The following is a 15,134-nucleotide window of genomic DNA, read 5'->3' as shown; positions in this document are numbered from 1 at the left end:
ATGACAGAAAAATCTAAGTTCGCGAGTTTAGGACAATACGCAATGGCGCTGATAGTTGGCGCCATTTATCCATTAGCATTCGCCCCATTCGAGCGGTGGCCTATGGCGATTTTATCGATCAGTGCCTTTTGGTGGTTTTTAAAAGATGCTAATCCAAAAGCAGCCTTTCGCTTAGGTTTTTGTTATGGCTTAGGGCTTTTTGCTGTTGGCGTTTCGTGGGTCTACGTTTCAATCAATACTTTTGGCAATGCCTCGGAGCCTTTGGCGGTTTTCTTAACGGCTTTATTTGTGGCTTTACTAGCAAGTTTATTTGGTCTGTTGGCATGGCTGCATAGAAAATTCTTCGCCACGTACTCAATTTTTAGTCAAATCATCATCTTCAGTTTATTATGGCTTGCGCTAAACTTTTTCCAAGGTTATAGCTTTATTAGCTTTCCATGGTTGTTCCTAGGCTATACCCAAACAGAAAGTATTTTCATGGGTATTGCTTCATTGCTGGGTGTACATGGCGTTACTTTATTTCTAATCCCGTTATCGATTCTTGCAGCAGAGGTTGCAACCGAAAAAACTCGCAATAAAATATTTGCCCTAGGGTCCTATCTGGTTCTGGGTTTAGGACTTTCTTGGTGGGGTTTGAATGGGCAAATTAAAGAAAACGGCAGTTTAACGGTTGCGCTAATTCAGCCGAACATCGATCAACATCAAAAATGGCTGCGTGAAAATTATATTCCCATTGTGAGTGGTCAACTTGAGCAAACAGATAATTATTGGGGAAAAGACTTAATTGTCTGGCCGGAAGCTTCAATTCCAAGAATGGATGCCTATGCAAAAGAAGATCTAGCTTATATTTCTTCGTTAGCCAAGGATTCAAATTCAACTTTTTTAACTGGCATTCCCATCATGCCTGATGCCAATAACCGCAGTGAATATTATGCCGGTATGAAACAGTTGGGAAGCATCGAAGCAGAATATCGCAAGCAACAATTGGTGCCTTTTGGCGAATATGTTCCTTTCCAAGCTTTGATCAGAGGCTTAATCGATTTATTCGATTTACCTATGTCATCTTTTACTCCTGGAGATGATCAGCAAAAAGGCTTCAGTGATGAAAAAGCTTATTATATTCCAGCTATTTGCTATGAAATTGCTTTTCCTGAGTTGATTCAAGGCTTGTCTGCAAAAAGCGATTCAGATTTGCCGCAAGCCATTGTTACCATCAGTAATGACACCTGGTTCGGCGAATCTTGGGGACCATTGCAACATTTCCAAATGGCGAAAATGCGAGCCATCGAAAATGGTTTGCCAGTCATTCGAGCCACTAACAATGGTGTTACCGCATTGGTAGATCATTACGGACGTGTCACTGATCAAGAAAATCGTTTCGAAAAAACGGTTTTAGCAGGCGTGATTCCACTGACTCAAAGAGACACAATTTACAATCAATATGGGCAGACCTCTCTATTTATCTTAATGTTCATTTTATTTGGGCTGGCCATTTTGTTCAGGAAAATGGGCAAATGATAAATTCAGAGATTAACTTCCAAGAGTATGCGAACCTTTTAAAAAATGATGGAAGGGTTCAAATCCCTAACTATTTAGAACCCAGTTTGGCAGAAAATCTTTATCAGTGTTTAAAGCATGATGTTAACTGGGATCTTGCTTACAGGATTGAATCAGATATTTTAATACCATCCGATGACTTGGTTAACTTTCAAGCGAGAGAGTTATCTTTAATTAAAGAGCAATTAAATCAAATTAATCCTCAAGAATATTCTTACATGTACCATACTTACATGATGATCACTGCGTATATAGAGCAAAGAAATCCAGGTCTATTATTAGACCGATTTTTAGAAATGTTAAACTCACCAAATTACGTTAGTTTTTTACGCCAACTCACAGGGCAGTCGAATATAGTAAAAATTAATGCGCAAGCCACTAAATATATTAAAGATGATTTTTTAAGACCGCATAATGATTTTAATGAAAATGAAGGGCGCGAGTTTGCTTATGTAATTAATCTGACAAAAGATTGGGAAAGTGAATTTGGCGGACAATTGTGCTTTTTGGACTCGGAGCAAAAAATAGAAGAAAAATACCTCCCAACCTTCAACTCCTTAAGCCTTTTTAAAGTACCTAAAATGCATCAAGTATCTAAAGTAGTAAAAACAGACAAACCTAGACTTGCGATTACAGGCTGGTTACTAAATAAATAGCCAGCCTCTTGCATTCTAACTACCGATATTTTCTTTTAAAAATAAAGCTAGCTTATTATAAAACTCTATTTTATTTTTGACTTTATAAAAACCATGCCCTTCTTTTTTCTTATATAGAGTGGTTACATCTTTATTAGTATCTTGCAGGGCATCAAGCATATCCCGATAATGCTCATCACGAGTAACAAAGTCTTTCCCACCATGAGCCAAAAAAACGGGTTTTGTGATTTTCTCGACATGATTTATAGGGGAGTATTTGTACACGAAATCTTTGTCTTTGATATTCCATGCCTCATCATAGAATTTTCTTAGTTGTTCACTCGTTTTATATTGCCCTTTCCTTTGTAGCGATATGTCGTAAACGCCAGCATAACCGATGCCACATTGATATAACTCTGGTTCTTGTATGAGTCCCATCATAGCTGAATAGGCTCCATAGCTTGCGCCATAGATACATATTTTTCTCTTGTCTGCAATTCCTTGCTCGATAGCCCACAAAGTCCCATCTGTTATATCACTTTGCATTTCCTGTCCCATTTTGCGATAGGCGTCATATTGAAAATTTAGCCCATACCCACCAGAGCCGCGATAGTTAATTTGTAATACGGAATAACCTTTTGAAGCTAAAAACTGAACTTCAGGATTGTATTCCCAGTTATCTCTAATCCCATATGGTCCACCGTGAACCATAACGACCAATGGAGGGATGGCATCAGGTTTGATAGTGTTTGGTTTTGTTAGGTATCCGTGAATATCTAAGCCATCCTTTGCTTTAAATTGTATCGGCAATACATTAGCTAACAAGTTGGCTTTCAATCCAGGTCTCTTCGACAATAGGTATTCTAAAGATTTTTTTCTAACATCAAAGAGATAGTAATCACCTGGATTTTTGTCACCTTCTACTAATATTAAAGACTTTGTTCCATCAGTGGTCATTTCTTGAACCACTATCCTTTCGTTTGGGAAGGAGGGCTGTAAGCTACTAATTAGTTTAGAGTATGGATTCTCCGAGTCAAAAAAGGTAAGCTCATAACGCCCTGGTTGTTGTTCAACGCCAATAGGAAGTGACTTATTGAACCTACCATCATATACAGTTCTCACATTAAATTTATTGTCGTGTTTGTACAGCAGTTCATATTCATCGGTAGATGGGTCATATAAATAGTAGCCTTTAGAATTTGCTCTACCATCATATACATATAGTTTTGAGTCATCTGAGTTAAAAGTCAGAAAACTTAAGTTAGCTTCTTTGTCTTTGAATGTGTGTATCTTTTTCCACTCGCTTTTTTCACTTTGTCGGTAATAGATCTCGCCATCATTAGATATTGGCTCTACGTTATAAGCAAGACGAACTACAGATTTTGAATCAGCTAAAATTCGACCACGAAATGGTATTCTCTCTATTTGCTTAATGTCACTATTCTTTTTAAATGCTTTGTATATAACCGGTTTTCCTTTGTCATAAAAGTAGGTGAGCATATACTCAGGATTGTTCGGCAGTCTATCGAGGATGTTGCCTTGTGTACCTTTATTTTGACGGCTGCCGTCAATGTTAGTAACGATGTAGCCTTTTCTGATTGGAATGGCAATCGACCCATATTTATGCCCTAAAGATACTTCTAGCCTTTCATCAGTTAGCCATTCTAATGAAATAAATACATCGTCTTCTTTGCCCTTAATAAAGTTAAAAAGATTTTTGTCTTTAGTATTGATTATTGCAACGCCAGAACCATTTTCTCTATCCACGATAGCGGCTAGATAAGTCCCATTGGGGGAAAGGTATACTTCTTCAAATTGACCGTCTTTAAAAAAATCTTGGGCAGTGTAATTTGCTATTGAATGGAAAGAGGTAAGTAAAGTGATAATTATTAGTAGTTTTTTCATTTTTATGTATCCAAAAAAAAGCTCCCTAAGGAGCTTTTATACTATTTGCCGATGTGTTTATCAAAGAATTTTAACATTTTGGTATACAGCTCGACGTTATTCTCTTCTTTGTAGAAACCATGCCCCTCCAGGTCTTCTACCACAGACTCATACGGGTAATTGATATCGTCAAGAGCTGAGGTTAGAGCAGTAAAGTTCGCATATGGAACCCGTCTATCAGCCTTACCATGAACTAACATCAATGCAGATTTGATCTTGTCGACATGGTATACAGCTGAGCGCTCTCTAACAAAGTCCGGGTCTTTGTTATTCCATGCAACATCTAAGAAATATCTACCGCCTTCCCAATCACCGATATCGCTTTTATTTTGAATTTCAATATCATAAACACCTACATAACCTACTGCACACTTATATAAGTCAGGCTCTTTTACAGCGCCCATCAATGCAGCATATCCGCCGTAACTACCACCATAAATACATAAGCGATTTTTATCAGCAATGCCTTGCTCAACTGCCCACAGGGTGGCATCAGTTAAATCATCTTGCATTTCAGCGCCCATTTGACGATAAGCATCATATTGGAACTTAGTTCCATAGCCACCGGAGCCTCTGTAATTGACTTGTAAGACTGCATAACCGTTATCAGCAAATAATGCAGCTTCTCGGTCATACCACCAGAAATCCCTAGGACCATAAGGGCCACCATGCACTAACAAAATAAGAGGAAGGTTCTTCTCTTTTCCAATAGGACGAGTTAAGTAGCCATGAATTTTTAAACCATCTCGAGCTTTATAAGATATAGGCTCTCTTTTTGCTAAAGTTTTAGGTTTTATCCAAGATGCACTAGATGATAAGTATCTTAATTTCTTTGTTTCGGTATTTAATAGGTAAAAATCTCCTGGATTTCTATCACTAACAACGTTTACCAGAGTTGATTTGCCATCTTTTGTTGAGCCTCGGACAAATGTAAACTCATCAGGGAAAGCTGCTTGTATTTGAGATAATAGTTTGGAGTAAGGGTTACTTAAATCAAAATACTCTACGGTAGGTACTCCGTCATGCCTCATGACACCAATAGGTTCTCTAATAGGATAGCTATTATCATATACTAAGCTTGGTGTAACGACGCCCTTGTCCTTCCAGATTAATTTTTTAGATTTATCTTTAGGATCGTATAAGTAGTAACCTTCTTCTCCTACTTTATCATTGAATAGGTAGATTTTTTGGTTGTCTTTGCTGAAGCGAACGAAACTGTATCCCAAAGACCCTTCACGGCGAGTTTGAATTAACTCCCATTCTGAATCTTTATTTGCTCGGTAATAAGTTTTTTGCTCTCCTCGCTGATCATCGTCAACGGCAATTCGAATAACACCATCATGGTCAGTTAATATTCCGCCTCTAAAAGGAGATGAATCGAGAGTAAAGGTTGATTTTGTTTTTGTACGTGAAGCGATAGTACTCTCTGAAGAGCGGTCGTATAGCCTAACTCTTTTTACAGTGCGGAAGCCTTTGCGGTTACTGAAAATACCAAGAATATGTTTTGGATCTTCTGGCATTGTTCCTGCTAATGAAAACCCTGAAGGTAGAAACATTTGCTTAGTACCATCAAAGTTTGATGCCATGACTTCGCCAGTGCCAAACGGCGCGGCCAATGAACCAAATTGACGGCGGACTCTAAATAAGAATCTTTCATCATTTACCCACTGGAGACCTGATATTTCTACATCATCTCCTTGAGAATTAGATACATTAATTACTTTTATTAATTTTAAGGTATTTGTATCTAAAGTAGCTATTTTATATTTTTCTTCATCCTGGAATACGGCAGCTAAATATTCGCCTGTAGGAGATAGATAAAGATTGCTAATATCTTGAGATTTAAAGAAATCCTCAACTGGGATTTGCTTAGCATACAAATTATTGCTGAATAAGAATAATATGCATATAAAAAGAAGTTTTTTCATGATTTTCGACGTCCTAATAAATTTAGTGGGTATGTTATATCCGCGATTGTGCTAATTTTCAATTGTAATAATGTAATAATTGAAACGACTTAATTAAATTAGTCATTAATTAGGAATAAAAAGTAGGATTTCAGCTGTCTCTAAGGTATCCTTTGCGGTTATTCCTGATGATTTTTCCCGAGTTTAGTTCGGCACTAGATGTCGAGCTAAGCCATTGAAATATATAACAATGAAGATGAACGAACATTACCAGCCTTCAGTGATTGAAGGCAAAGTCCAAGACCATTGGCGCAAAAATAAAACTTTTAAAGCGGTTGAAGATGCTTCTAAGGAGAAATACTACTGTTTGAGTATGTTGCCTTACCCAAGCGGCCGCCTGCATATGGGTCATGTTCGCAACTACACCATTGGTGATGTGATCTCGCGTTTCCAACGGATGTTGGGTAAAAATGTAATGCAACCTATCGGGTGGGATGCTTTTGGCTTGCCGGCTGAAAACGCAGCGGTGAAAAATAACGCTTCACCTGCGCCTTGGACCTACGAAAATATTGAGTATATGAAAGGCCAACTTGAAATGTTGGGTTTTGCCTATGACTGGGATCGTGAGTTTGCAACTTGTGATCCAGAGTATTATCGTTGGGAGCAGTGGTTTTTCACCAAGTTGTATGAAAAAGGTTTGGTTTATAAAAAGACTTCATCGGTCAACTGGTGCCCAAATGATGAAACTGTATTGGCAAACGAGCAAGTAGTAGATGGCGCTTGTTGGCGTTGCGACTCGTCGGTTGAACAAAAAGAAATTCCTCAATGGTTTATTAAAATAACTGCTTATGCTGAAGAGTTATTGAATGATTTAGATACGCTCGAAGGTTGGCCAGAAATGGTTAAGACTATGCAGCGTAATTGGATAGGTCGCTCTGAAGGTATGAACTTAGATTTTGGCGTAGCGATAGATGGTTATGTGGAAAATCACTTAAGAGTTTATACCACTCGCCCGGACACACTATTTGGCGTGACATATGTGGCTGTTGCTGCAGCTCATCCTTTAGCAACTTTAGCAGCACAAAATAATCGTGAGTTACAAACTTTCGTTGATGAGTGCCGTAACAGTAAAGTTTCTGAAGCAGAAATGGCTACCATGGAAAAGAAAGGGATGGCGACGGGTTTAACTGTGACTCACCCTTTAACAGGCGATCAAGTTCCTGTTTGGGTCGCGAACTTTGTATTGATGGATTATGGCACGGGTGCTGTGATGGCAGTTCCTGGACATGATCAACGTGATTTTGAATTTGCCACAAAATATGGAATTGACATTAAACCAGTGGTAACGCCTGCGGATGGATCTGAACTGGATATATCTCAAGCGGCTTATACTGAGAAAGGCTTATTGATCAATTCGCAGGAATTTGATGGTTTAGCATTCGAGCAAGCTTTTAGCTCCATAGCATCGAAATTAGAAGCGGAGAAGAAAGGCGAGAAAACGGTTAATTATCGTTTACGTGATTGGGGTGTTTCTCGCCAACGTTATTGGGGCGCTCCTATTCCCATGGTGAATATGCCAGATGGCACTGTGGTTCCTGTGCCTGAAGAACAGTTGCCAGTTCGTTTGCCCACAGATGTAAAAATGGATGGTGTGACTAGTCCTTTACATAGTGATAAAGAATGGCAAAAAGCGGTGGTGGATGGAGTTGAAGGTATTCGTGAAACGGATACTTTTGATACTTTTATGGAGTCGAGTTGGTATTATGCACGTTATTGCTGCCCTGATCATGATGAAGGTATTCTCGACCCAGCGCGCGCAAATTACTGGCTACCTATCGATCAATATGTCGGTGGTATTGAACATGCCATTATGCACTTGATGTATTTCCGTTTCTTCCACAAATTATTACGTGATACTGGTTTTGTTAATTCAGATGAGCCTGCAAAAGCTTTGTTATGCCAAGGGATGGTATTAGCTGATGCTTTCTATTATGTGGATGAAAAAGGGGCACGCAACTGGGTTTCGCCGTTGGAAGTGGATGTGACCGAGCGTGACGACAAAGGTGCGGTAACTAAGGCTGTTGATTCTAATGGCCGTGAAGTGACTCACGCCGGCATGACTAAAATGTCTAAGTCGAAAAATAATGGTATCGATCCTCAATCTATGGTCGATCAATATGGCGCTGATACGATGCGCTTATATACCATGTTCGCTTCTCCACCGGAGCAAACCTTAGAGTGGCAAGACTCGGCAGTGGAAGGTTCTCTAAAATTCCTACGTCGTTTTTGGAAATTAGTGTCTTCTCATGTACAGAAAGGTGAAGTGATTGCAATCGACACAGCAAACCTAAACGGTGATCAAAAAGCACTCCGTCGCAAGACCCATGAAACCATCGCTAAAGTAACCGATGATTATGCACGTCGTTATACTTTCAACACTGCTATTGCTGCGGTTATGGAATTATTGAATCACGCGGCGAAGGCAGAAGAAGTAAGCGAGCAAGATAGAGCCGTATTACAAGAAGCATTAGAGGCCGCGGTATTATTATTATCTCCGATCACGCCCCACATTTGTTCAGAGCTGTGGACAGCACTTGGGAAAAATGATGATGTGGTGGTAGCAGATTGGCCTGTTGCCGATAAAGCGGCTATGGTGCAAGATGAAAAATTAATTATTATTCAAGTGAATGGCAAAGTTCGTGCCAAGATTACGGTTTCCGCTTCTGCATCAAAAGACGAAGTTGAGGCATTGGCTCTTGAGAATGAAAATGTTAAAAACTTTACTGATGGTCAAACAGTTCGCAAAGTGATTGTGATTCCAGGTAAATTAGTGAATATTGTTGCTAATTAAATGCTACCAATAGGGCGTATAAATAATTTTGAATATCATGATAAATAAAAGCTTCAAATTACTATTTATTGCTATTGTGGCTGTTAGCATTTTGAATGCTTGCGGGTTTCAATTGCGTGGACAAGGCTTTGATTTAAATGATACCAAAGTTTGGTTACAAACTAACAATCCTAATAGTGACTTTGAACGTAGTTTAAAGCAGCGTTTGTTAACTCAAGGCGGTTCTTGGGTCATTGCGCTTGATAGTGCTGATTTACAACTGGGTATTGAGCAATACTCTACAGAAGAAAGGGTGCTTGCGCGTGATGCCAGCGGTCGTCCTAGTGAATTAGAGTTAATTTTTAAATTGGATTATCGTTTGGCCGTTCAAGGTAAAGATTACGGTAAGGGTTTGGCACCTTTGCAGCATCTATCCAGTCGTCGAGAGATGGCCTATGATCGTAATCTTGAAACGGGCCAAGCTGTAGAAAAAGATCGTTTATTAAAAGATATGCAACAAGCAGTGATCTCTCGTCTGTTGTTACAAATGGCAAAATCGCAATAAGGTAAAATTTGAAAGTTTATCCTGAGCAACTTCAACAAAACCTCACACAACTCAAGTCGGTGTATTTGATTTCAGGTGATGAGCCGTTACAGAAAATTGAAGCAGCTGATAAGATTCGAGAATTCGTTAAATCTCAAGGCGTGCTTGAGCGTCAAATCTTAGAAGATTCTACTAGTAAAAACCCTTTAACCGATCAGGCTGGCACCATGTCCTTATTTGCTGAGAGTCGGCTGCTTGAATGGCGTTTTGATAAAGCTATAAAAAAAGCACAGGGCGATGCAATCTTAGAGTTTTTGCAAAGTGGCAGTGATGATGTGCTGTTATTGGTAGCCCCAAAATTATCCAACGAAAAAAGAACTACTTGGTATAAGCATATTGAGAAGCAGGGTATTTGTGTAGAAGCTTGGCCTATTCCTGCCGAACGCTTAACTGGATGGCTCAATAACCGAGCCAAGCAGTTAGAAGTTAAATTAGATGCTAGTGCAACACAATCTTTGCTCGAACGTTGTGAGGGTAATTTATTAGCTGCGCATCAGGACTTACAAATGCTTGCTTTGCTTGCTAGTGGAGAAATGGTGACCAGTGAAAATATTAAGCAATATGTTGGGCAAAATGCTCGTTATTCGATTTACGAATTATCTGATGCTTGTTTACAAGGTCAAGCGGCACGTGCTTTAAGAATGTTGAACAGTTTAAAAGCCGAAGCAACTTATCCGCTACCTTTGGTCAATCAATTGACCCGAGAGTGCCAATTACTAGCCAACTGGAGTGAGCAACAAGATGCTGGCTTAAGTTTAGCTGAAATTATGCAATCCTCTCGCTTATGGCCAAAAAGACAAAAATTACTTCAAGCAGCATTTAACCGCGGTAGTAAAAAAAAGTGGTATGCCTTATTACAACGACTAAGCTTTATCGATAAGTCGGTCAAAGGTCAGGCGGATGGGGATATTTGGCAGGAGCTGGCTCAAGTGATTTGTTTAATGGGTAATATTAATCCTTTTAAAGCGAACTCGAGTAAGACAAAGGCTTCTACTCAACCTCAGTCCAGCGCAACCAAAGTCAGCTCGATGAGTGATATGAAAAAGTCATTGGGTTTATAACAAAATGGAGATATCCCAACAAAAAGCAGTGCATATTATTCTTGGTGGTACTTTTAATCCGGTACACTTTGGACATTTACGCATTGCCGAAGAAGTGGCCAATATTTTCCCTAGAGCCAAGATCTCATTGATGCCAGCTGCTTATCCGCCTCATCGAGCACAACCAAATGTGAGTCCGGAACAGCGAATTGAAATGCTTGAGTTGGCCTTATCAACAAGTCACCATTTGCAAATTGATGATAGGGAGCTACAAAGAGAAGAGCCGAGTTACAGCGTAGTGACCCTAAGCGAAATTCGACAAGAGGTAGCTGATGCAAGTGTAATTTTTTTAATGGGCACAGATGCTTTTGCAAAATTAAATCAATGGTATCAATGGCAAAAATTATTGGACCTGACCAATATTTTAGTTATTGAACGGCCAAATAGTAGCTATCCAAATCAAGGTGAAATTGCCGATTTATTGCAATCTAATCAAGTCGTTCCTAGTCAACTACCCCATTACTCTCATGGAAAAATTGCTACTTTGACGATGCCACTCTTGGATATTTCATCGACTTATATAAGAAATCAAATAAAGTGCGGAAAATCACCACGCTTTCTATTACCAAATGTTATACTAGACTATATACAACGACATCAACTCTACCGAGATTAGCGACACCTAATGCAATCAAAGCAATTAAAAAAGCTGGTAATTGAGCAGCTAGAAGATTTAAAAGCAAAAGATATTAAAGTTTTAGATGTAATTGAGATGAGCTCTATCACCGACTTTATGGTGATTTGCTCCGGCACTTCCAATCGTCATGTAAAATCTATCGCCCATAATTTAATTCGAGAAGTTAAAGATCAAGGTATGCAACCTCTTGGCATTGAAGGTGATGATGTTGCTGAATGGGTATTAGTCGATTTAGGTGATGTAGTTGCTCATATTATGCTCCCACAAACTCGTGACTTTTATCAGCTTGAAAAGTTGTGGGACCCTGCTTGGCAGAATGCTACTGAACCAACGCACTAAAATTTAAGATCCTTTATGCAGCTTCGGTTAATCACGGTAGGTCAAAAAATGCCTTCATGGGTCGAGCAAGGTTACCATGAATATGCCAAAAGATTCCCCCGTGATTTTAAATTGGAACTTGTTGAAGTTACTGCTGCCAAAAGAAGCAAGAATGCAGATCTGGAAAAAATAAAGGTTCAAGAAGGTGAGTCGATTCTTGCTAAAATAGACTCCTCCGATTGGGTGGTGGCACTAGATGTTAAAGGCAAGACATTCACGACGCCGCAATTAGCACAGCAAATCCAACATTGGCAGCAGCATCATCCAAGTTTAGTTATGATGGTAGGCGGCCCTGAAGGGTTGTCTGAGGCTTGTTTGGCAAGAGCAAACCAAAAGTGGTCGCTCTCTGATCTAACTTTTCCGCATCCGTTGGTAAGAGTCATTTTAGCTGAGACTTTATATAGAGCTTGGTCAGTGACAGTGAATCACCCATATCATCGAGAATAAGCTTTAGCCATGTATAAAAAGCAAGCAGTGAAAGACTATGGTCGAGAAATCTCGATTTTTTATGTCCGTGCGGTGGTTGCTCTTGTTATCGTTGTAGCACTTCTATTGGTATTGTTATTCCGTCAATTCAAATTACAAATTCTTAACTACGAAGCCTATCAAACTCAGTCTGAAAATAATCGAATTCGTATTCGCCCTGTAGCTCCAATCCGAGGTCTAATTTTTGATCGAAATGGTATTTTATTAGCAGAAAATCGCTCTATCTTCGCCTTAGAAATTACTCCAGAAATCGTCGGTAAGAAAAATATGGACGAAACTCTGACTCGCTTAAGCGAGCTTTTAGATATTGACGATAAGCAATTGAGTGATTTTAAAGAGCAGATCAAATTTCGTTCCAAATATAAATCTTATCCAATAAAAAGTAAGCTAACTGAAGACCAGGTGGCAATTTTTTCAGTTAATAGACACCTTTTTCGTGGTGTTACCGTTGAGGCACGTTTAGAGCGTTACTATCCTCATGGCGAAGATGTGGTGCATGCTATAGGTCGTATGTCGGCGATTAATAAAGCCGATATAGAGAAAATGGAGCAAGAAGCTAAAGTTACACAGGATTTTTCCAAGTTAAAAAATTATGCAGCTACCAACAAGATGGGTAAGTTGGGGCTTGAAAAATATTACGAAGAAATATTACATGGGTTTGTAGGTCAAGAAAAAGTAGAAACCGATGTTCGTGGTCGAGTGGTTAAAGTTTTAGAAAGACAAGATCCTGTTGCTGGTCAAAATCTGTACTTACACCTTGATTATGCATTGCAAAAAAGAGCTAATCAGTTACTTAAAGAAGCGGGAGCGCGTGGTGCAGTAGTGGCTGTAAACCCGGTAAATGGAGGTGTCTTGGCGCTGGTAAGCCAGCCTTCTTATGATCCAAATTTATTTACGGGCGGCATTTCTCAAGCCAATTTTTCGGCGCTGATAAATTCAGAAGAAAGGCCGCTTTACAATCGAGCGGTTCAAGGGACTTACCCTCCTGCTTCTACTATAAAGCCGCACCTGGCATGGCTAGGTTTGCAACAAGGGGTGATAGACGAAAGAACTCGAATTGCCGATCCTGGTTGGTTTTCGTTACCTAATAATAAGCATCGATATCGAGATTGGAAACCTTGGGGACATGGCGCGACTATGCGGGTCGTCGATTCAATTATTGAATCTTGTGATACTTTTTTTTATGACTTATCGGTTCGTCTAGGGATTAATAGAATCCATGAGGGGATGCAGCAGTTTGGATTTGGTCAAAAAACAGGCTTAGATATCGTTGAAGAAAAACAAGGCATTATGCCATCACGTTCATGGAAAAAAGCAAATAGAAATGAACCTTGGTATACGGGTGATACAGTCAATATTGGGATTGGTCAAGGCTTTTGGACAGCAACGCCTTTGCAACTTGCTAACTCTAGCGCTGTTTTTGCCAATGATGGTATTCGTTTTGATTTACAGTTAGTGAAAGAGTTTCAAAATGAAGACAGAAAAACTAGTAATACTCCTGTGATGTCTGCTGAGCAAATTGTCACTGGTGATGGAACTTGGTTAGACACGATTAAGGAAGCAATGCGTCTTTCAACTTTACCGCCACTGGGGACAGCTAAAACTGCATTTGATGGGGCAAACTTCTCCGCTGCCGGTAAAACGGGAACTGCACAAGTTAAAAGTATCGCTCAAGATGAAACTTATGACGAAGAAAATATAGAAGATAAATTTAAGGATAACGCTTTATTTATAGGTTATGCACCTTATGAAAACCCGCAAATAGCTATAGCAGTAGTAATGGAGAATGCCGGTGGTGGTGGTGGTAATGCTGCGCCAATTGCCCGTCAGTTAATGGAGTTTTATTTGCAAAATAATGACTTACTACCAAAAGCTATTGCTATATCTGAGTCCAGCGCTAAACAACAAGCGAGCCTTGATTAATGCTAAAGTCTTTTAATCAAAATGCCGTTAGTAATACTCACAAAGCGAAGAGTAGCATTTTGTGGCGACTGCACTTAGATGCGCCGCTGCTATTAGGTTTGATCTTGTTGATGATGTTCGGTTTATTGGTTATCTACAGTGCAGGTGGAGAGAGTATCGATCTAATAAAAAGACAAGTAGTTCGCCTTGGATTTGGTATGGCGGTAATGCTGGTAATCGCACAAATCCCACCGCGCATTTTAAAAATGTGGGCGCCAGTATTGTATGTAGGAGCGATAGGCTTTTTACTAGCAGTATTACTGTTTGGCGAGTCGAGCAAAGGTGCTCAGCGCTGGATAAATGTTGGTATTCGTTTTCAGCCCTCTGAAATGATGAAAATTGCTATGCCAATGATGGTGGCTTGGTATTTTGCTGAAAAAGCACTACCACCAAGTTTTAAGCACTTAATTGTTGGGCTGACTTTGGTGATGGTGCCAACTATTATGATTATGATGCAGCCTGACTTGGGAACATCATTGTTAATAGCATCCTCAGGGTTTTTTATTATTTTCTTTGCGGGTATTCGTTGGCGTTATTTATTAAGTGCTGCCTTTGCCGGGTTGGTGATGGTGCCGATCATGTGGTTTTTTGTCATGCATGAGTATCAAAAGGGTCGAGTACTGACTTTTTTAAATCCTGAGCGTGATCCATTAGGAGCGGGCTATCATATTATTCAGTCACAAATCGCCATTGGTTCAGGTGGTGTCAGTGGTAAAGGTTGGTTAAAAGGCACTCAGTCACAACTGGAATTTTTACCTGAGCGACATACAGATTTTATCTTTGCAGTTTTAGGTGAAGAGTTTGGATTAATCGGCGTCGCCGTATTGTTGGCTCTGTATCTGTTTATTATAGTTCGAGGACTACAAATTAGTTTACAGGCGCAAGACACTTTTAGTCGCTTATTAGGAGCGGCAATAACCTTAACGTTTTTTGTTTACCTATTCGTTAACATTGGTATGGTCAGCGGATTATTACCTGTTGTTGGGCTGCCATTGCCATTAGTAAGTTATGGCGGTACTTCGATGGTGACCTTGTTGGCTGGATTTGGTATTTTAATGTCTATTAAAACACATAGACGTTTACATTCAAGATAA

12 protein-coding genes are annotated in these 15,134 nt (G+C 39.6%); 10 read left to right on the top strand and 2 right to left on the bottom strand.

The window, feature by feature from the left end:
• Complete coding sequence (gene lnt / locus GJS41_RS06170; RefSeq protein WP_154246418.1) at positions 1-1,518, top strand: apolipoprotein N-acyltransferase; 1,518 nt, start codon at positions 1-3, stop codon at positions 1,516-1,518.
• Complete coding sequence (locus GJS41_RS06165) at positions 1,515-2,213, top strand: 2OG-Fe(II) oxygenase family protein (RefSeq protein WP_154246417.1); 699 nt, start codon at positions 1,515-1,517, stop codon at positions 2,211-2,213. Before lnt ends, GJS41_RS06165 begins: the two co-directional genes overlap by 4 nt.
• 15 nt (positions 2,214-2,228) lie before the next feature.
• Here GJS41_RS06165 and GJS41_RS06160 read toward each other — a convergent pair whose 3' ends face one another.
• Both GJS41_RS06160 and GJS41_RS06155 read right to left on the bottom strand, forming a co-directional pair.
• Entirely contained in the window at positions 2,229-4,097 is a 1,869-nt protein-coding gene (locus tag GJS41_RS06160) for a S9 family peptidase (protein WP_154246416.1), read from the bottom strand.
• A 41-nt stretch (positions 4,098-4,138) separates the two neighbouring features.
• Complete coding sequence (locus GJS41_RS06155; RefSeq protein WP_154246415.1) at positions 4,139-6,064, bottom strand: S9 family peptidase; 1,926 nt, start codon at positions 6,062-6,064, stop codon at positions 4,139-4,141.
• Positions 6,065-6,299: 235 nt separating this feature from the next.
• Here GJS41_RS06155 and leuS point away from each other — a divergent pair, with 235 nt between their 5' ends.
• From leuS to rodA, 8 genes are read left to right on the top strand one after another with little or no spacing between them, the layout of a single operon-like run.
• Positions 6,300-8,894 (top strand): leucine--tRNA ligase, encoded by a 2,595-nt coding sequence (leuS, locus tag GJS41_RS06150; protein WP_154246414.1) that lies wholly within the window; start codon positions 6,300-6,302, stop codon positions 8,892-8,894.
• A 37-nt stretch (positions 8,895-8,931) separates the two neighbouring features.
• Positions 8,932-9,438, top strand: coding sequence for an LPS assembly lipoprotein LptE (gene lptE, locus GJS41_RS06145; RefSeq protein ID WP_154246413.1), 507 nt, complete (start codon positions 8,932-8,934; stop codon positions 9,436-9,438).
• An 8-nt stretch (positions 9,439-9,446) separates the two neighbouring features.
• Positions 9,447-10,538, top strand: coding sequence for a DNA polymerase III subunit delta (gene holA, locus GJS41_RS06140; protein WP_154246412.1), 1,092 nt, complete (start codon positions 9,447-9,449; stop codon positions 10,536-10,538).
• Positions 10,539-10,542: 4 nt separating this feature from the next.
• A complete protein-coding gene (nadD, locus tag GJS41_RS06135) occupies positions 10,543-11,193 on the top strand; it encodes a nicotinate-nucleotide adenylyltransferase (RefSeq protein WP_154246411.1) in 651 nt (216 codons plus the stop codon).
• A 9-nt stretch (positions 11,194-11,202) separates the two neighbouring features.
• Positions 11,203-11,553, top strand: a complete 351-nt coding sequence (rsfS, locus tag GJS41_RS06130; protein WP_154246410.1) for a ribosome silencing factor — start codon at positions 11,203-11,205, stop codon at positions 11,551-11,553.
• Positions 11,554-11,568: 15 nt separating this feature from the next.
• Complete coding sequence (gene rlmH, locus GJS41_RS06125) at positions 11,569-12,039, top strand: 23S rRNA (pseudouridine(1915)-N(3))-methyltransferase RlmH (protein WP_154246409.1); 471 nt, start codon at positions 11,569-11,571, stop codon at positions 12,037-12,039.
• Positions 12,040-12,048: 9 nt separating this feature from the next.
• Positions 12,049-14,001, top strand: a complete 1,953-nt coding sequence (gene mrdA, locus GJS41_RS06120) for a penicillin-binding protein 2 (RefSeq protein ID WP_154246408.1) — start codon at positions 12,049-12,051, stop codon at positions 13,999-14,001.
• Positions 14,001-15,134 carry a rod shape-determining protein RodA gene (gene rodA / locus GJS41_RS06115; protein ID WP_154246407.1) on the top strand — a complete coding sequence of 378 codons (1,134 nt, stop codon included), beginning with the start codon at positions 14,001-14,003 and terminating at the stop codon, positions 15,132-15,134. Before mrdA ends, rodA begins: the two co-directional genes overlap by 1 nt.

This window comes from Kangiella sp. HZ709, assembly GCF_009674675.1.
GTDB lineage: Bacteria > Pseudomonadota > Gammaproteobacteria > Enterobacterales > Kangiellaceae > Kangiella.
The sequence above is the reverse complement of the archived record's forward strand: the minus strand, read 5'-3'. Positions and strand labels throughout refer to the sequence as shown.